The sequence below is a fragment of the Azospirillum doebereinerae genome (assembly GCF_003989665.1).
GTDB classification, from domain to species: domain Bacteria; phylum Pseudomonadota; class Alphaproteobacteria; order Azospirillales; family Azospirillaceae; genus Azospirillum; species Azospirillum doebereinerae.
The window spans coordinates 172,292-189,831 of sequence record NZ_RZIJ01000013.1; the positions used below are offsets into that span (position 1 = coordinate 172,292).

General features: G+C 60.7%; 15 protein-coding genes. 13 read left to right on the top strand and 2 right to left on the bottom strand.

Annotation, left to right across the window (positions count from 1 at the left end; genetic code table 11):
- Positions 1-65: 65 nt before the first annotated feature.
- The 4 genes from EJ913_RS17290 (at position 66) to EJ913_RS17300 (ending at position 4,882) form a co-directional block, all read left to right on the top strand.
- A complete protein-coding gene (locus EJ913_RS17290; RefSeq protein WP_127000089.1) occupies positions 66-728 on the top strand; it encodes a class I SAM-dependent methyltransferase in 663 nt (220 codons plus the stop codon).
- A 312-nt stretch (positions 729-1,040) separates the two neighbouring features.
- Positions 1,041-1,217: a hypothetical protein gene (locus tag EJ913_RS31705; protein ID WP_185909821.1), complete on the top strand. Its 177-nt coding sequence runs from the start codon at positions 1,041-1,043 to the stop codon at positions 1,215-1,217.
- A 49-nt stretch (positions 1,218-1,266) separates the two neighbouring features.
- The gene (locus tag EJ913_RS17295) at positions 1,267-4,137 is read left to right on the top strand and encodes an HsdM family class I SAM-dependent methyltransferase (protein ID WP_127000091.1); all 2,871 of its coding nucleotides are present in this window, start codon (positions 1,267-1,269) and stop codon (positions 4,135-4,137) included.
- A gap of 1 nt (position 4,138) precedes the next feature.
- Entirely contained in the window at positions 4,139-4,882 is a 744-nt protein-coding gene (locus EJ913_RS17300) for a hypothetical protein (protein ID WP_127000093.1), read from the top strand.
- A gap of 107 nt (positions 4,883-4,989) precedes the next feature.
- Here EJ913_RS17300 and EJ913_RS17305 read toward each other — a convergent pair whose 3' ends face one another.
- Complete coding sequence (locus EJ913_RS17305; RefSeq protein ID WP_127000095.1) at positions 4,990-5,622, bottom strand: recombinase family protein; 633 nt, start codon at positions 5,620-5,622, stop codon at positions 4,990-4,992.
- A 95-nt stretch (positions 5,623-5,717) separates the two neighbouring features.
- Between EJ913_RS17305 and EJ913_RS17310 the strand changes: the two genes are divergently transcribed.
- The 6 genes from EJ913_RS17310 to EJ913_RS17335 all read left to right on the top strand — a co-directional run bounded on the left by EJ913_RS17310 (position 5,718) and on the right by EJ913_RS17335 (position 12,941).
- Positions 5,718-8,693 (top strand): Tn3 family transposase, encoded by a 2,976-nt coding sequence (locus EJ913_RS17310; protein WP_127000097.1) that lies wholly within the window; start codon positions 5,718-5,720, stop codon positions 8,691-8,693.
- Between the two features lie 42 nt (positions 8,694-8,735).
- A complete protein-coding gene (locus EJ913_RS17315) occupies positions 8,736-9,047 on the top strand; it encodes a hypothetical protein (protein WP_127000099.1) in 312 nt (103 codons plus the stop codon).
- 208 nt (positions 9,048-9,255) lie between these two features.
- Complete coding sequence (locus tag EJ913_RS17320) at positions 9,256-10,506, top strand: glycosyltransferase family 4 protein (RefSeq protein ID WP_185909822.1); 1,251 nt, start codon at positions 9,256-9,258, stop codon at positions 10,504-10,506.
- Between the two features lie 98 nt (positions 10,507-10,604).
- Positions 10,605-11,039 (top strand): cupin domain-containing protein, encoded by a 435-nt coding sequence (locus EJ913_RS17325; protein WP_127000103.1) that lies wholly within the window; start codon positions 10,605-10,607, stop codon positions 11,037-11,039.
- Between the two features lie 19 nt (positions 11,040-11,058).
- Complete coding sequence (locus EJ913_RS17330; RefSeq protein ID WP_127000105.1) at positions 11,059-12,162, top strand: DegT/DnrJ/EryC1/StrS family aminotransferase; 1,104 nt, start codon at positions 11,059-11,061, stop codon at positions 12,160-12,162.
- On the top strand, positions 12,159-12,941 hold the full coding sequence (locus EJ913_RS17335; RefSeq protein WP_127000107.1) for a class I SAM-dependent DNA methyltransferase: 783 nt from the start codon (positions 12,159-12,161) through the stop codon (positions 12,939-12,941). Before EJ913_RS17330 ends, EJ913_RS17335 begins: the two co-directional genes overlap by 4 nt.
- A gap of 118 nt (positions 12,942-13,059) precedes the next feature.
- Here the strand turns inward: EJ913_RS17335 and EJ913_RS17340 are convergent, their stop codons facing one another.
- On the bottom strand, positions 13,060-13,767 hold the full coding sequence (locus EJ913_RS17340) for a WbqC family protein (protein WP_127000109.1): 708 nt from the start codon (positions 13,765-13,767) through the stop codon (positions 13,060-13,062).
- A gap of 301 nt (positions 13,768-14,068) precedes the next feature.
- On the opposite strand from EJ913_RS17340, the gene EJ913_RS17345 reads away from it, so the two are divergent.
- The 3 genes from EJ913_RS17345 to EJ913_RS17355 all read left to right on the top strand — a co-directional run bounded on the left by EJ913_RS17345 (position 14,069) and on the right by EJ913_RS17355 (position 17,539).
- On the top strand, positions 14,069-15,103 hold the full coding sequence (locus tag EJ913_RS17345; protein ID WP_127000111.1) for an N-acetylneuraminate synthase family protein: 1,035 nt from the start codon (positions 14,069-14,071) through the stop codon (positions 15,101-15,103).
- A 352-nt stretch (positions 15,104-15,455) separates the two neighbouring features.
- Entirely contained in the window at positions 15,456-16,460 is a 1,005-nt protein-coding gene (locus EJ913_RS17350; protein ID WP_238519331.1) for an NAD-dependent 4,6-dehydratase LegB, read from the top strand.
- Positions 16,457-17,539 (top strand): nucleotidyltransferase family protein, encoded by a 1,083-nt coding sequence (locus EJ913_RS17355; protein WP_127000115.1) that lies wholly within the window; start codon positions 16,457-16,459, stop codon positions 17,537-17,539. Before EJ913_RS17350 ends, EJ913_RS17355 begins: the two co-directional genes overlap by 4 nt.
- The last annotated feature ends 1 nt before the right edge of the window (position 17,540 follow it).

A 17,540-nucleotide genomic window follows, 5' to 3' on the forward strand; every position in this document is an offset into this window, starting at 1 on the left:
TGATTTTATGTTATAATGGTTGCAATGACGCAAATGATCTTGGCTGATTTGAAGGGAAAGCAAAAATGACAATCGAAAACTATTTGCGCCCCCTTATGGAGATTTTTTGGCTGCGACCAGAAACAGCGGCTTGGCGCGCTTGTGATTGCTTGGCATTGCATGAGGTGGAATTTACTGGTCCTATTGCTGACGTAGGTTGCGGCGATGGACTTTTTAGTTTTACACGCGCCGGTGGGCGGTTGAATTCAGCCTACGACATGTTCTCAACCGTAAACGAGCTGGAAGAATTTTTCGACAAGGTCGATATATATGATCATTTCGATGAGAATACTACTATTCCTATAGTGACTGAAAAGCCGTTGTATAACATTGATGTTGGAGTCGATCAAAAACTATCCCTTCTCAAGAAGGCATATTCTCTCGGATTGTATAATGAAGTCCGACCGGCTGATGCCAATGAAAGTTTACCTTTGGAAGATGGAAGATTTTACACAATATATTCCAATATTGTTTATTGGCTTGATAATTATAGAAATACTTTGCGTGAGATGCGTCGCGCATTGGCTGAGGATGGTCAAATTATCCTGCAGCTTCCTAATATTACGATGAGAGATTATTCCTTTTTTCAACGGCTCTACGTCCGCACCGGGGATCCTTCATGGGAATGGCTGCATCTTATTGATCGCGGACGAAGTGATAATATCCGCCAATGCGGGGTGACGCCATAGAACGGGCGGAAATATACGCTAAGCGGACAAAGCAGGAACGGTTCTTGCTGTCCATCAGACCTCCGTTTGACGGGCAGCGAGCAACTGGAGGTGGATTTCCGGTTTGCATCCTATGCCCGGTCGTTCTGGCTCAGCCTCTACGATTCCGAAAGCTGACATCATCGCCTGCCGAGCTGCTACAGCGGTCGCGCTCCCCATTCCAACTTATCTGGATTCCTGGCTATCCGGTTTTCGGTCTTGCCAGAAATACTGAAATCATTATCTTGCCACTGTGAGCATCGACGCATGTGTCCGCGAATAAGGGGATTTCGGATGGCTGGCAGCTCGGATAGTGGCGGTGCGGCCGACGGCGATAATAAGACGCTGAACTTCAAGGTAAGCCTGGATTTCAAGAAGGAGTTCAAGGGCTTCGCGGTGTCACAGGGCATCACGATGACTGAGCTTCTCAAGGAAGGATTCGCTCTCTCGAAGAAGAAGCGAGAGAAATGACTGCCCGCGCCGAACAGTTTGCGGCTGCGCCTTGGGACGCGCCGCAGCGATGACGATTCCCCCCCCCGACGACACTTTCGCGGCGGCACAGTGGCTGTTTGCCATTGGCAACGGCAACCTCCCGCTCACCGAAGGGCTGGTCGCGGTCGACGGCTTCAATCCAGAAGGGCAATTGCCCGACGTGGTGTCCGTCGTCGAGCGCGCGCAAAGCTACGGCGCGCGTGCCGTGCTGTTCGAAGCGGAGCGCCATGGCCGCGCGCCGGTCGCGCAGGCGTTCGTGTTCAATCAGCAGGACCATAGCGATGACGCCGAATTTGCCGAACTCCACAAGCGTCTGTGGAGCTGGGGTGGCGTCCCGCTCATCTATCGAACCGGTCCCGGCGTTATCCAACTCTTCCGCTGCGTCCACGAACCCGACTTCCTGGGCGATGACGACATCCCGATCATCAACCCGATCCGGACGCTAAAGGTCGGCGCCGACATCGCCGCACGGGAGATTTGGTGGGATTTCGACCGTATCCATAACGGTGCGATCTGGGACGATCCCGACGCCTGCGACCTCATGCTGTCCGCCTCGAAGTCGGCGCATCGCCAGCTCGTCGCCGGCGTGCGGGCGCTCGCCATCCAGCTTTCGAACAGCGGGCTCCTTGATGGGCGGCTGCGCCGGCGGCTTCTCATCCTCTCGCTGCTGATCGCCTATCTCGAAGAGCGGCTTGTCCTACAGCCCGAGGATTTCGCTGCGGCGCTACCCGGCGCCGAGCGCTTCTTCCAAGTGCTAGCCAATGGGCCGGCTCTCGTCAAATTGCTCGAGACGCTGGAGGAGCGCTTCAACGGCCACGTCTTCCGGCTAACCGATGCGGACCGCAACGTGCTCAGCTCAAGCACCGAACTCGGCCGTTATGCCCGCTTGGTCCAGGGCTATGAGGACGAGAACGGCCAGATCAGCTTCTGGCGCCTCTATTCGTTCCGCGACCTCCCCGTCGAGCTCATCAGCAATATCTACCAGCTGTTCGTGAAGGACGCATCCAGCTCGATCTACACACCGCCTGCACTCGTGCGGCTGATGCTCGAGGAAGTGCTGGATTGGGGCCGGATCGACAAGCTGATGGCTGGCGACGGTGTCATATTGGACCCAGCATGCGGATCGGGTGTGTTCTTGGTCGAAGCCTATAAACGGCTCGTCCTTCACTGGCGGTCGCGCAACGGCTGGGGCCGACCGGGCGTCGACGTGCTGCGCAAGCTGCTCATCCGCGTTCATGGCATCGATCTCGAAGACGGCGCGGTCGAGCTCGCGGCGTTCAGCCTGTGCCTTAGTCTTTGCGATGCGCTGGAACCAATGGAGATCCGTGCGAGCATCAAACTGTTCCCGCAGCTCGCCGGCGAAACATTGCACCACAGCTGCTTCTTCGACGCGAAGCGGCGGTCCCTCGTTAACTCCCCCGTCTCAATCGTGATCGGCAATCCGCCATTTGAATCCGTGCTCACGACGGACGGCGCGAAGCGAAGTGCAGCAGCCTATGGCGAGGAGCACGGCCAGCTAGCCGACAACCAACTGGCCTATCTGTTCCTGCACGACGCGATGGGCATGCTCGCTCAGAACGGCGTCCTTGCGATGATCGAGCCGGCGGGCTTCCTCTACAACCGAAATGCACAGAACTTTCGGCGGGCATTCCTAGAGCAGTGGCGCGTGCGCGAACTGCTCGACTTCGTGTCGGTCCGTGGCATGTTCAAAAAGGGCGCTGCCGACCCCAAGATCGTGGTCGTCATCGCCGAGGCGACCAAGCCCGAGGCGAATAACCGTATTCTTCATGCCGTCTTCCGTCGCAGCGGAAGGGCGACCGCCGAGCAGGGATTCGACATCGACTATTACGATCTCCATTGGGTCCGGAACACCGAGGCCAAGGAGGCCGCTGATATATGGCGCTCGAACCTCCTCGGCGGTAGCCGTGTACGCGATCTGGTTCAGCGTCTTCGGCAATATCCAACGCTGCGAGATGCCGCCATACGTCACGAGTGGGACTTCGGTGAAGGCTTTATTGCAGGTGGCCGAGCCGTTTCTCGGTCTGCAGAACACTTGATTGGTCAGCCGCTGCTTCCAACGGAGTCGCTCTCTGACACAGGAATTGACGCCACCTATCTGCAGAAAGTGCCAGATCAACCGATCAAAGGCCCTCGTTCCGCGAAACGTTTCACTCCTCCGTTCCTATTGGTAAAAGAAAACGAGGACATTCACCATGGGCTTTGGAACGGTCACTATTTAACCTACAAGCACCGCATCATGGGTTTTGCTGCAAAGGAACACGATCTGCCCAGACTAGAGGCGATCGAGGCATGGTTGCGCAAGGAACGAACCGTTCTCAGGGCGTACATTGCGGGGATTAGCGCCAGTCTATTTGTGCAGCGTGCCAGCGCAATTCTGCAAGCGGACATTCTTGCTCTCCCGTACCCCGATGACGAAGACCTCGACCTGAGTGAAAACGAGCGCATCGTCGCCGAGGATATCGTCGACTTTCAGCGCGACTTCATCCGGCTCGGGACCGGCGCCAAGGTCATGCAGAAGGTGCCAGAGGCAGCGCTCGCGACCTTCGATGAGGTACTCACCACCCAGCTCGGCCAAGTCTATGGTCGCAAGCCACTAAGTCCCCTATCCGCCTATCATTGGGCTGGCGCGGTCTGCAAAGCCTATGCTTTCGGCAGTGGCGCCGTGGACTGGTCGGGTGCCGAGGAACTGCGCGAGAGGCTCGATGCCCTGCTGTGCGAGCGCCGAAAGTCCGGCCTGAACATCACTCGCATCGTCCGCCTCTACGACAAAGAATTCTTGTTCCTGCTGAAGCCCGATCGGCATCGCTTCTGGACTCGGTCAATTGCCCTGCGCGACGCCGACGATGTGCTCGCTGACCTCCGAGCGCAAGGCTACTGATATGCTGGCAGACGAAGGCAATACCACGGCCCATTTGGGCACACTCACCGATGATCTGCTGCTGCCCAAGGAGTGGATCTCGTCTCTCATCGCGTTTATCGCCGGTGCCCTTCCGGCATGGCGCGACGACCCCCGCCGCGCGGAGGAGACGGCCGAAAACCAGCTTACGAAGCAGCTATGTGGTCGCCTTAACAGCCTGTGTCGCCATACGCCCGGGTGGAACTTCTTGCAGTTCCGCCGCGAAGAACCCGACGAGAGCGATGGCCGCCGCGCGATCGACTTGGTGGCAAGCCCGGCCGGCACCATCATCTGGATTAGCGGCCGCAGCTATGACGATTTTCAGTACCTGCTCCCAATCGAGTGCAAGCGTCTGCCTACTCCGGAAGGCAAGGACCGTGACCCACGCGAATATGTGATCACCGGTAGCAGCTCCACCGGTGGGATTCAGCGCTTCAAGGCGGGCCATCACGGCGACCAACATGAACGCGCCGCCATGATCGGGTATGTCCAGGCGAACGACGTTACCCATTGGCACAAGACGGTGGGCACGTGGATCGACGACCTCGCGACCAACTCGGTCACTGGATGGTCGGTGGCCGACAAGCTCACGCTTGCAAGCCACGACAAGACGACGCGCGTCGCCACGCTCGCGTCGACCCACGATCGGACAAAAGGGATCACGTCTAACATCCAGATCGACCATCTCTGGGTAGAAATGTGCTCCACCCGCGACCAGTCTACTTGAGGAACGACCTCAAGAGAGGATCGTGGTTTGGGCTGGCAGGGCATCCTTGCGCTCGGGCTGTCAGATCGCCTCTTGGGGGCACGACGTAGAATGGGCGAAAAATCACGTTAGGCTGGCATTTCGGAAGCGTATTGCCCTTTTGCCTCCCTGTCCCGCTTGACGATTTCCGCCACCGTATTTTTGCTGAGCCCCAGTTCTCTGCCGATCAGTCGATAGCTTCGCCCCGCCGCGACCAAGGCCAGCACCTTGGGCGCGAGCCGGTCTGACTTGGGCCGCTGTCCCGGCTTGCGCCCCAGAACCTTGCCCCGTGCCCTGGCGGCGGCCAAGCCCGACCGGACCCGTTCGCGCAGCAGGTCGCGCTCGAACTCGGCGATTCCGGCCAGGACGGTGGCCATCATACGGCCGGCAGCACTCGCCAAGTCGAAAGTCATGCCGCTCAGCGCGATCACCGAAACACGCCGTGCCTCCAACTCTCGCAAGGTTTCCAGCAAGTCCAGCGTGCTCCGTCCCCAACGCGACAGCTCGGTCACCAACACGACGTCGATGTTCCGGGCCTGGGCAAGCGCCATCACCTTTCGCCGTTCGACGCGGTTGAGTTTGACCCCAGAGCCGGTTTCCTTGAAGACGCCGATCACCTCGTAACCTGCACGGGTAGCAAAGGCCAGAAGGTCGTGTTCCTGCCGCGCACAGGATTGGTCAGCCGTCGAAACCCGGCAATAGAGCGCGGCTCGCTGTCCCAATTGAACCCTCCCGGCGGGATGGCCTTGAAAGCCGTATTCCAGCTAGGGTCGCAGCCATCCAAAACAGACTATACTCCAACTGGGACAGTCCCTCCATGCCGCGCCGCCGCGTCCTCACCGACGCCCAGACCACCGCCCTGTTCGCCCTGCCCACGTCCGAGCCGGACCTGATCCGCCATTACACCCTCGGCCCTGACGACATGGCGGTCATCGCCCGGCGCCGCCGGCCGCACAACCGCCTTGGCTTTGCCCTCCAGCTCTGTGCCCTGCGTTATCCCGGTCGGCTGATTCGGCCCGGCGAACTGGTCCCGCCGGCGATTGTCGCATTCCTGGCAGGTCAGCTCGACGTGGATCCGGACGCTCTTGCCGACTACGCAATCCGCGCCCCGACCCGCTACGATCAGCTGGACGCGCTGTGCGAAGCCTTCGGCTTCCGCACCTTCACCCAACCCGACCATAGGGAACTCTCGGCGTGGCTGGTGCCGATTGCCCTGGCGACGGTCAGCGCGATCATGGTCGCCGAGGCGCTGATGGCGGAATTGCGGCGCCGACGCATTGCCGCCCCGGGGACCACCACGATCGAGCGCATGGTGGCCACCGCCCTCCTGCAGGCAGAACGCCACGCTGCCGCCAAGCTGAACTCCATCCTGTCTCCGGAACACCGCTCGGCATTGGACACGCTGCTGGACAACCATCCAGGAACCGCGGTCAGTTCCCTGACCTGGACCCGCCAACCGCCCGGCACGCCCGGTCATCGGTCCATGGCGCGCTTGGTCGATCAACTCCGGCATCTCCGGCAGGTGGGGATCGACCCTGCGGCGACCGATGGCGTTCATGCCGACCGGATCCGGCAGCTCGCCCGCGAGGGAAGCCGCCTGACCGCCCAGCACCTCCGGGCGCTTGGGCCGCTCCGCCGCCACGCCGTCCTGGTGGTGACGGTGCTGGACACGATCACCCGCCTCACCGATGAGGCCATCGGCCTCTTCGACCGGTTAATCGGGCGGATGTTCCGGCGGGCCGAACGGCGCGCTTCGGCCGAACTCCAGAACAACGCCCGGTCCATGAACGACAAGGTGCGCCTGCTGGTCAAGCTCGGCGACGCCCTGATCGAAGCCAGGAAAGCCGGAATCGACGCGTTCGCCGCGATGGACAAGGTGATCCCCTGGGACCGGTTCGCCGAGGTCGTCGCGGACGCCAAGGGGATGACCAAAGACGATGGCCCGGACTACCTCGCTCTCGCCGAAACGAACCATGCCCTGCTGCGGCGGGTCGGCCCGCTGTTTCTGGACGCCTTCGAATTCCAGGGCATCGCCGCCGTGGCCGGGCTGCTTCGCGCGGTCGCAACGCTGCGCACCTTCTATGCCGGCAGTCGGCGAACCCTGCCGAAGGACATCCCGACCAATTTCATCCGACGGAGTTGGCGGGCGGTCGTCCTTCGCGACGGCGCGATCGACGGTCGGGCCTTCGAGCTGTGCCTATTCGCGGAGCTTCGGGACCGGCTGCGCGCCGGCGATGTCTGGGTGGTCGGCAGCCGGCAATACCGAGCGGTGGAGGACCAGCTCATCCCAAGGCCCCTGTTCACCACCATGCAGGCGGCCGGCCCACTGCCGGTGGCGGTGCCGACCGACGCCACACGCTATCTCCAGGATCGGAAGGGGATGCTGGAAGCGCGGCTGCGCGAGGTCTGCGACAAGGCCGCCCAGGACCAGCTTGTAGATGTGCGCCTCAGCGGCGACACCCTCAAGATCTCCCCGCTGCAAGCGGCGACGCCGGAAGACGCGGAACGGCTGGCCGACCAAGTCTATGCGTTGCTGCCACGGGTGCGGATCACCGATCTCCTCGACGAGGTTGCCGAGTGGACTGGCGCCGCCGACTGTTTCACCCATCTGCGCACCGGCCTGCCGGCCGAGGACCGTCGCGTCATCCTGACCGCCGTGTTGGCCGATGCCACCAATCTTGGACTGACCCGCATGGCCGAGGCGTGCAGCGTCGCCAGCTACAAGCGGCTCGCCTGGACGGCGGGGTGGCATGTCAGCGAGGACGCCTACGGCCGGGCCCTGGGCCGGATCGTGGCGGTCCAGCAGGCGCAACCACTGGCCGCTCACTTCGGCAGCGGAACGGCCTCCAGTTCCGATGGCCAGCACTTCCCGCTTGGCGGGCGAGGCGAGGTGACCGGCGCCGTCAACCCCCACAAGGGCTCCGGCCCGGCGATCTCCTTCTACACCCACGTCTCGGACCGTTACGCGCCCTACCACACCAAGTCGATCTCGGTGGCGGAGAGCGAGGCGGCCCACGTCATCGACGGCCTGCTCTACCATGGCGCGGACATCGGGATCGCCGTCCACCATGTCGATGGAGGCGGCGTTTCGGACCATGTCTTCGCATTGTGCCATCTCCTTGGCTTCCGCTTTGCGCCGCGCATTCCCAACCTGCACGATCGGCGCCTTTACACCTTCGGGCCGGCGGCAACCTGGCCGACCCTGGAGCCGTTCATCGCCGGGCGGATCGACGAGGCGCTGATCCAAGCGCACTGGGAAGACTTGCTGCGGTTGGCCACCTCGATCCGGACCGGCACCGTGCCCGCGTCGCTGATACTGAAACGGCTCGGCTCCTATCCTCGGCAGAACGGATTGGCCTTGGCGCTTCGGGAGATCGGACGCATCGAGCGGACTGCTTTCAGCTTGGAGTGGTTGCAAAATCCGGCACTTCGCCGCCAAGCCACGACCGAATTGAACAAGGGGGAGTCTCGCAACGCGCTCGCCCGCGCCGTCTGCTTCCACCGCCTTGGACGCATCCGCGACCGGACGCCGGAGAGTCAGCAGCACCGCGCCGGCGGCCTCAATCTGGTCGTGGCCGCGATCATCCTTTGGAATACCGTCTACATGGGACGGGCCATCGATGCTCTGCGCGCCGACGGCGAACGCATTTCCGACGAACTGTTGAGCCATCTCGCGCCCCTCGGATGGCAACACATCAACCTGACCGGCGACTATCTCTGGAGTGCGGACCGGGTGCCGGACACGTCGGGATACCGTTCGCTACGCGCTCCAATCCAACTCCTGGCCGCCTGATGTTCCCGCTTTGTCCGCTTAGCGTATATTTTCGCCCGTTCTATGGCGTCACCCGAATGCAAAACTTATGCTGAATGGAAGGAGATTTTTTCTGATGAAGGTTTGAGGATCGTCCATCACCGAAATTATCTCTCGAAGAATATTCTTGAAGCCTGGGATATCGGGTTGCGCCCAATCTCTCCCTTCTTGATCGAGATGGCAAACGTTTTGCCGCCGGAGAAACGTCTTGATATAAAAGAGCGTTGGGTAGAGGCGATGATGCCTCTGGTGTCTCCATTTTGCTTGATGGAGAATTCCACTGACGAAATCCATCCACCAGGATTTCATTTGTTTGTCCTGAAGAAGATTAAATAGAAGCATACAGCGCATTTCGTCAATTTCTGGTTGCTATTTTTCCATGAAGTGCTTGCGAGAAAAGTGAATCGCTTTCTTGCCGGTCCGGGCATTTGCCTTCGGGGGCATTCCTGGGGGAAAAGATTGAGATAGAGGCACCAAGTTGCTATTCGATGGGGCGACAGCAAGAAGGCGGAAACAGACGATGCGTGTTGGGATCTTTCGCTCCATGCCTTGGTACGCGGGCGGTGCGTTCCAATACGAAAAGGTTCTGCTCGACGCGCTTGCCGAGGTAGCGCTCACCAGCGCCGACGAAATCTCCTGCCTTGCCCGTCCCGATGAGAATCTCCACAACCTGGTGGTCGATGGCGGCCTGTCCTACAGAGGGTTGCCTCTGCGGTCCCTGGGGGCGGCGTCTTTCCAGCAGCGGCCGCTGGAAACCTACCTCAATCAGCCCCCTCAGGTGATGCCGGCGCTCGATTCGAACGTCATCTACCTCGACCGGGGCATGGCAAAGCTGTTTCGTAGCTCCGGGATCGACTGGGTGTTCCAGCTTCAGCCGAGCGAGACGGCTTTTTCCGCACTCGTGCCGTTCGTGATGCCGATCCATGACCTGCAGCACCGCCTGCAGCCGGAATTCCCAGAAGTCAGTGCCCACGGGCAGACGGGGTATCGCGACTATCTGTACCGGAACGCCTGCCGTTACGCGACGCTCATCCTGGTGGAGTCGGAGCATGGAAAGCAGGATGTGCTGCGTTTCTATGGCGACGCCATCGGCGAGGACCGCATCCGCGTCCTGCCCCTGTATCCGCCGATCCGGCAGGGAGGAATGCCGAGCGAGAGCGACCTGCAGAGAGTGAGGGCCAACTATGGCCTGCCGCCGCGCTATTTCTTCTATCCCGCCCAGTTCTGGCGCCACAAGAATCACCGGCTGATCCTCCAGGCGCTGCGTCGGATCGAAGAGGAGACGGGAGAGACGATCCCCCTGGTTCTGTCCGGTACCTACGTCGATCCGGTGCGCGCCATTGCTTTCAAGGAGATGATGGATTTCGCCGTGGAGATCGGCGTTCGCGACCGCGTCTCCTACCTGGGATGGGTTCCCGATGAGGACATGCCGGCCCTCTACAGGCTGTCGGCGGGCCTGGTCATGCCGACCTTCTTCGGCCCCAGCAACATTCCGGCCCTGGAGGCCTGGAACTATGGACGGCCCGTCATCACCTCGGACATTCCAGGTCTGCGCGAACAGACCGGCGATGCCGGTTTGCTGGTCGATCCACGGTCGCCGGAGCAGCTGGCGGCCGCGATGCTGCGGCTTTGGCGCGACGAAGCGTTCGGCAATGAGCTGGCCGAGCGCGGGCGGCGGCGTCTGGCGGCCTGTGACTGGGCGGATTTCGTCCGGCAGGTGGGCGGCATCGTCGCGGATGCCAGTGCGCGCGTCCAGGATGGCCGAAGCCCGCGCTATCCCGCGGCGGAGCTTTGATCCTGTGCGGCCGTTCCCATAAAAGCCTTGTATCGGCGCCGATTTCGAAAGAAGGATGAGCGATCGACGATTCCGTTTGCCGTTGGGTGTGTGGGACTATGATCGAACGTATCGAATTCGACGGCAGACAGCTGGCTTTGATCGTGCGCAGCAGCTTTCACGAGACCGGAATTCATTTCTTCACGGAAAGCCATCTTTCCCAACAGCTTGCCTATATGCGGCATCCGCTCGGCCATGTGATCCAGCCGCACATCCACAACCCGGTCCCACGTGAGGTGCAGTACACCCAGGAGGTCCTCTTCCTGCGCCGGGGACGGCTCCGGGTGGATTTCTACACCGAGGCGGGTGTCTATCTGGAAAGCCGTGAACTGGGGCCGGGTGATGTCATACTGCTGGCGACCGGTGGTCATGGCTTCGAGACTCTCGAAGAGGTCGAGATGATCGAGGTGAAGCAAGGGCCCTACGCCGGCGATGTCGACAAGACCCGCTTCTCCGGTATCGACGGTGCCCAGGCACGCATAACCAAACCCTGAGTGGGAGTGTCGACGTCTTATGATCCCGGTTTCTGAACCGCTCCTCGGCGAGCGCGCCCTCACCTATGTTCAGGAGGCGGTCAACTCGGGCTGGGTGTCGTCCGACGGTCGCTTCATCACCGAATTCGAACGGCTTTGGGCCGAGTATTGCGGCGTGCGGCACGGAGTGGCCGTGTGCAACGGCACCATCGCGCTCGAAGTGGCGGTGCAGGCGCTTGGGCTGGAGCCGGGTTCCGAGATCATCATGCCCAGCCTGACCATCATTTCCTGCGCGTTGGCCGTGATCGAGGCCGGCTGTGTGCCGGTGCTGGTCGATTGCGAGCCGGACAGCTGGTGCATGGACATGGCGCAGGTCGCCGCAAAGATCACCCCACGCACCAGGGCGATCATGCCGGTCCACATGTATGGCCATCCGGTGGACATGGCCCCGCTGCTGGAGCTTGCGGAGCGTCACGGCCTTGCGATCGTGGAGGACGCCGCGGAAGCGCATGGCGCTGAATACCATGGCCGGCGGGCCGGTGGCTTGGGCACGCTGGGCTGCTTCAGCTTCTACGCCAACAAGATCATCACCACCGGCGAAGGCGGGATGGTGGTGACGGACGATGATGCCCTCGCGGAGCGGATGCGCAGCCTGCGCAACCTCTGCTTCCGCCGCGACCGCCGCTTTCTGCACACGGAACTTGGTCACAATTATCGGATGACCAACCTCCAGGCGGCCATCGGCGTGGCCCAGGTCGAGCAGATCGAGGATCATCTGCAACGCAAGCGGCGTATGGCCGCCCTCTACCAGGACCGCCTCGGCGACCTGCCCCTGTCCCTGCCGGTCGAGCGGCCCGGCGTGCGCAACGTTTACTGGATGTATGGAGTGGTGCTGGACGATTCCGTGCCTTTCGACGCCGTGGAGTTCGCCCGACGCCTGCGCAGCCGTGGCGTGGACACACGCCCCTTCTTCCTGGGCATGCACGAGCAGCCGGTCCTGCATGATCGCGGGCTGTTCGTGGACGAGCGCTACCCCGTTACGGAACGGTTGGCGCGGCGCGGCTTGTACCTTCCCTCCGGCCTTCCTCTGACCGAGGAGCAGATCGATACGGTCGCCGTCGCCGTCCGGGAGGTCCTGTCATGACCGGAGTCTTTGGAGAGGGTTACGCCGCCGCTTACGACAACCTCTACCGGAGCAAGGATTACGAAGGGGAATGCGATCTCATCGAGCGCATCCTGGCCGAACACGGCGGCGGCGGCCCTCGCCGTCTGCTCGACCTTGGCTGCGGCACCGGCGGCCATGCCCTGCCCCTGGCCCAACGCGGCCACAGGGTTACCGGGGTGGACCGGTCTCCAGGCATGCTGGTGCAGGCGCGTGAGAAGGCCGGTCAGATGACGCTGCCGGCCGGGGTGGACTCCCCGGCCTTCCATCAGGGCGATGTCCGCGACTTGGAATTGGGACGCCGGTTCGAAGCGGTCCTGATGATGTTCGCTGTGCTGGGCTACCAGCATGAGAACGCCGACCTCCTTGCGGCCCTTGCCACGGTGCGGCGGCATCTGGAGCCGGGAGGCCTGTTTGTCTTCGACGTCTGGAACGGCGCGGCGGTTCTGTCCGACCGGCCGGGTCAACGGATCCGGACGGTCCGGGAAAACGACGATCGCATCGTGCGCACCACCGAGACGCGTCTGGATGCCGTGCACCAGCGCTGCCATGTTCGTTTCAACCTGTTGCGCATCAAGGGTGACCGGGTCGTCGACGAGCAGGACGAGGAGCACGTCATGCGCTTCTTTTTCCCGCAGGAGCTCGGTTTGGCGCTTGGCTTCGCCAAGCTGCAACTGCTCGACCTGCGCGGCTTTCCCGACTATGCGGCGGCGCCCGACGAAAGGGCTTGGAACGTCATCGGCGTCGCCCGCGCTGTGTGAGGATTGGCGCGACGCCGGAAGATGCTCCGGCGTCGCGCGCGCCTGTCCGGCCGCTGGTGAGCCGACGCTTTGCCGCCCCGGCGGGGCCGCGCACCACGGCCGGGCGCAGAACGGCGCATCAATACGGCCGTTTGCCCCCGCGCTGTTTTCGTAAAATCCCGGCAGACTCCCGCCCACAATTGAGCAAAACATCCAGACATGACAAAAATGGCAGAAAATCTCCATGTTGCTGCGGATAAATTGGATGTGAAAATTCCTGAATTTCCAATATTATCCCAGCATCACTAAAAAATTCTGGCTTCATATAATTCACAGCTCCGGTACCAGAAATGTAATGCGTCCCATCAACCGCTTGCAATAGCGCGATTAGCCGTTCATTTTTTCCGCCTGAGCATTTTAATTTGGAAGATAGAATGATTTCTGTCTTTATTTCAAAAACATCAAGGAAAAATCTTATGAATTCTTCGTTGAATTTTGAGAGAGATGTTTCCCCGTTTTTATACATGCTGAATATGATTTCAGAAAATTCAGTATAGAATTTTGCCTTTCTATAATTTTCATAGAGCTTGTTGGCGTGGGCTTCAGACCATTTTTGTCGGTCTTTTGACAGTTCCATATTCATGATAAGGGTGCCAAGACTGGCGGCCTGAACCGGCAGTGTAAGCCATGCCGCTCCATTAGCGGTCTTTATCTTGTCACGATGATGCCAGCCATGCTTGCTGAATTGAACGTCATCAAGAATAATGAATACGTCGCTATCAATAAGTCTGTCAAAAAATCCAAGATAAGGCAGGAAATCTGGTTGGTGAATACAAACGCGTCTCATGCCGGGGGCTTTCGTTGTGGCCTGAAGGGAAAAAGTGACGCTTCCCGACGAATCATTCGCCTAGGGCTGGACCTTCACAAGGGGTACGTTCCAGCTCCTGCAATCGGCCACCGAACATAGACCGCTTGCCCAATCGCCACCAGACCCTCCGATCCTCGCCGACCAATCCCTCCACCCTGAGGAAACGCCCGGGCTCTGGCCGCACCGCGCCATCGAGAGACGCCTCATGAAGCTCGTGGCTTTGACAAGGAATTTTTCTTGAGTTACTGCATCGGTCTGGAGAGCTTTTCGGGTGTCGATCATGAGAACGGTAGCGCTTGGCGACAAAAGGGTGGGGCCGGGGCAACCGGTCTACGTCATCGCAGAAATCGGTGGCAACTTTATTCGAGCCGAGGATGGATTCCGTCTGATCGACTTGGCCATCGCGGCCGGCGTCGACGCCGTCAAGGTGCAGACTTTCCGCGCTGAAACCCTGACCACGCGCTCCGCCATCTTCGACATGGAAAACACCGGCGTGGTGTCCCAGTGGGAGTTGTTCCGGAAATTCGAGTTGAGCGACGCCACCCATCGCGAGGTGTTCGACTATGCCCGCTCGAAGGGCATGTTCATCTTCTCGACCCCGACGCATTCCACCGACGTCGATATGCTGGAAGGGCTGGGGGTGCTCGCGCACAAGATCGGTTCCGACGATGCCGTCAACATACCGCTGCTGAAGCATGTTGCCCGCACCGGCAAACCGGTCCTGCTCTCCACCGGCATGTGCACCATGAGCGAGGTGCGGCGTTCCGTCGACGCCATCCTCGAGGAGGGAAACGACCAGCTGATCCTCTTCCATTGCACCACCAACTATCCCACCCATGCCGAAAGCGTGAATCTGGGGGCCATGGTGGCCATGCAGCGGGAGTTTCGCCTGCCGGTCGGCTATTCCGACCACACCTTGGGCACCGATGTCAGCTATGCCGCCGCTGTCCTCGGGGCAACAATTCTGGAATTTCACTTCACCCACGACAAGAACGCCGAAGGCCCCGACCACATGCTGTCCAAGGACCCGGCGGAGACGGCGGAATTGGTGCGCAAGGTGCGTGTGCTGCCGACCATTCTGGGGGACGGGGTGAAGCGCCCGATGGCGACCGAAATGAACACCCGCCGCAACAACCGCAAAAGTCTTGTGCTGACGGCCGATGTGAAAGCCGGTGAAAAGATCAACCCTGCAAACATGACGATCATGCGGCCAGGTTACGGAATTCCATGTGAGCATTATTATTCCATTCTTGGGAAGACTGCCGGTCGTGATTTGAAGGCTGATGACGTATTGAATTGGGAAGATATATTCTGATCTAACAATTTTTGTCAAATATTCTTATGAAGACATCAGTGTAGAATTTTATATTGCTTCTGCTAAATTTTCATATTTCCGAGTTAGGCTTTTTCTGGGCTGGTTGATTGTTTTTGTTTGCGCTCTCGGCTTGCGTTATTTCCACGAATTTTCTTTTTGCCTGCAGGAAACAGCGCGGAGATGTGTCTCAACGAGGGTTGAAAATTCGAGATGCCAAAGGCTATGGTCTGATTAACGTCGGTGCGGTGCATCGGCCCGGCATCAAGATCGTCAATCCTTCCATTCTGTTGACCGGCTCGACGGTCTCATGGACGGGGTATCCTGAGGCCGGTCAATTCAAGGAATGGGCATCGTGAGCGACGGTTTTGTTCTTGTGACCGGTGCGGACGGCTTCATCGGTTCACATCTGGTCGAAGCCTTGGTCAAACGGGGCAAAGCCGTCAGAGCCTTCGTCCAGTACAATTCCTTCAACAGTTGGGGCTGGCTCGACCACGCGCCGCCCGAAGCGTTGCGGGGCGTGGACGTGGTGGCCGGCGACATCCGAGATTTCGCCTCCATCCGGGCAGCGATGAAGGGGTGCGACACGGTTTTTCATCTGGCAGCGCTGATCGCCATCCCTTACTCCTACCAAGCACCGCAGACCTACATCGACACGAACATCACCGGGACGCTGAACATCCTGCAGGCGGCGCGGGAACTCGGCGTGTCGAAGGTGGTCCACACATCGACCAGCGAGGTTTACGGGACCGCGCGTTTCGTTCCGATTACCGAGGAGCATCCGCTCTGCGCCCAGTCGCCCTATGCGGCCAGCAAGATCGGCGCGGACCAGATGGCCCTGGCCTGCCATCTGTCCTTCGGAACCCCGGTCGCCATCGCCCGGCCATTCAACACTTACGGCCCTCGGCAGTCGGCCCGCGCGGTGATCCCCACCATCATCACCCAGGCCTTGTCCGGGCGCCCGGGGATCAAGCTTGGGGCCGCGCACACGACCCGCGACTTCAATTATGTCCAGGACACCGTGGCCGGCTTCCTGGCGGTGGCGGACAGTCCGAATTCCATCGGGCAGACCATCAACATCGGCAGCAACTTCGAAATCTCCATTGCGGAGACGGTGGCCGTGGTGGCCGAGGTGATCGGGGTTCCGCTCGACATCTTCTCCGAACAGGCGCGCGTCCGTCCGGCGGACAGCGAAGTGGAAAGGCTGTGGGCGGACAACTCCAAGGCCCGGGTGCTTCTGGGCTGGGAGCCTCGCTACGGCGGCCGGGCGGGGTTCATGCGCGGCATTGCCGAGACCGTGGACTGGTTCCGCGACCCCAAGAACGTCGCCAGCTACAAGTCCGACAGGTACAACGTATGACGCAAGCCGCCGATTTCGAAGCCGTCTGCATCGCGCCGACCCTGTCCATCCGTGAGGCGCTCGATTGCCTGGACAGGGGGCACAAGCGGATCCTGCTGATCCTTGCCGACGACCAACGGTTGCTTGGAGTGGTGACCGACAGCAATTTCCGGCGTGCCATGCTCACCCCGGTGGACCAGAGCCTTCCGGTATCGACGATCATGACGACGCAGCCGGTGGTGGCCGACGCCGGCATGTCAGCCGACCAGATGCTGTCGCTCATGGAGCGCACCCACTGCCACGAGTTGCCGGTCGTCGGTTCCGACGGGCGGGTGTTGCGTCTGGTGCTGATCGAGGAGTTGCTCGCCCTGCGCAGCAGACTCCACGAGAAGACCGCCGTGGTGATGGCGGGAGGGTTGGGGGAACGGCTGCGTCCGCTTACCGAGGAAACACCGAAGCCGATGCTGGCGGTCGGCGACCGGCCCATCCTGTTCACGCTGCTCGATCAGATGCTGTCGGCCGATTTCACCCGCATCTACCTGATGCTGAACTACAAGGCCGATGTCATCATCGATGCGGTGTCGAAGATACCGCGTTACCAGGGGGTCGTGCGCTTCGTCCGGGAGACCGAACGGCTGGGTACCGCCGGCGCGCTTGCGCTGCTGCCGGAACGGCTGGACAGGCCCTTCATCGTTGCCAACGCGGATCTTTTGACCAAGGTCCCCTTCGACGATATGCTGCGCTTCCACGCGCGGGAGGACAACGAGATCACCGTCGCCCTGAAGGAAGTGCAGTTCAAACTGCCTTATGGCATCGCCACCCTGGAGGGCACGCGGATCACCGCCTTGCTCGAGAAGCCGACCCTGACCCATTTCATCAACGCCGGGGTCTATGTCATGTCGCCCGCCGCGTTGGCCCGCATTCCACCGAACATACGCTTCGATGCGACCGACCTCATCGCCGGCGCCATCGCCGACGGCGAACGGATCGGTTCCTTCCCCGTGCACGAATACTGGATCGACATCGGCCAGCCGGCGCAGTTGCAACAAGCCAACCAAGATTATCACTCTGTTTTCGGTAGCCGCGAGCAGGATCAATAGA

Excerpts from the sequence above, each read along its gene's own strand:
- EJ913_RS17290 (WP_127000089.1), top strand. The coding sequence starts at position 66 with ATGACAATCGAAAACTATTTGCGCCCCCTTATGGAGATTTTTTGGCTG.
- EJ913_RS31705 (WP_185909821.1), top strand. The coding sequence starts at position 1,041 with ATGGCTGGCAGCTCGGATAGTGGCGGTGCGGCCGACGGCGATAATAAG.
- EJ913_RS17295 (WP_127000091.1), top strand. The coding sequence starts at position 1,267 with ATGACGATTCCCCCCCCCGACGACACTTTCGCGGCGGCACAGTGGCTG.
- EJ913_RS17300 (WP_127000093.1), top strand. The coding sequence starts at position 4,139 with ATGCTGGCAGACGAAGGCAATACCACGGCCCATTTGGGCACACTCACC.
- EJ913_RS17310 (WP_127000097.1), top strand. The coding sequence starts at position 5,718 with ATGCCGCGCCGCCGCGTCCTCACCGACGCCCAGACCACCGCCCTGTTC.
- EJ913_RS17315 (WP_127000099.1), top strand. The coding sequence starts at position 8,736 with ATGGCGTCACCCGAATGCAAAACTTATGCTGAATGGAAGGAGATTTTT.
- EJ913_RS17320 (WP_185909822.1), top strand. The coding sequence starts at position 9,256 with ATGCCTTGGTACGCGGGCGGTGCGTTCCAATACGAAAAGGTTCTGCTC.
- EJ913_RS17325 (WP_127000103.1), top strand. The coding sequence starts at position 10,605 with ATGATCGAACGTATCGAATTCGACGGCAGACAGCTGGCTTTGATCGTG.
- EJ913_RS17330 (WP_127000105.1), top strand. The coding sequence starts at position 11,059 with ATGATCCCGGTTTCTGAACCGCTCCTCGGCGAGCGCGCCCTCACCTAT.
- EJ913_RS17335 (WP_127000107.1), top strand. The coding sequence starts at position 12,159 with ATGACCGGAGTCTTTGGAGAGGGTTACGCCGCCGCTTACGACAACCTC.
- EJ913_RS17340 (WP_127000109.1), bottom strand. The coding sequence starts at position 13,767 with ATGAGACGCGTTTGTATTCACCAACCAGATTTCCTGCCTTATCTTGGA.
- EJ913_RS17345 (WP_127000111.1), top strand. The coding sequence starts at position 14,069 with ATGAGAACGGTAGCGCTTGGCGACAAAAGGGTGGGGCCGGGGCAACCG.
- EJ913_RS17355 (WP_127000115.1), top strand. The coding sequence starts at position 16,457 with ATGACGCAAGCCGCCGATTTCGAAGCCGTCTGCATCGCGCCGACCCTG.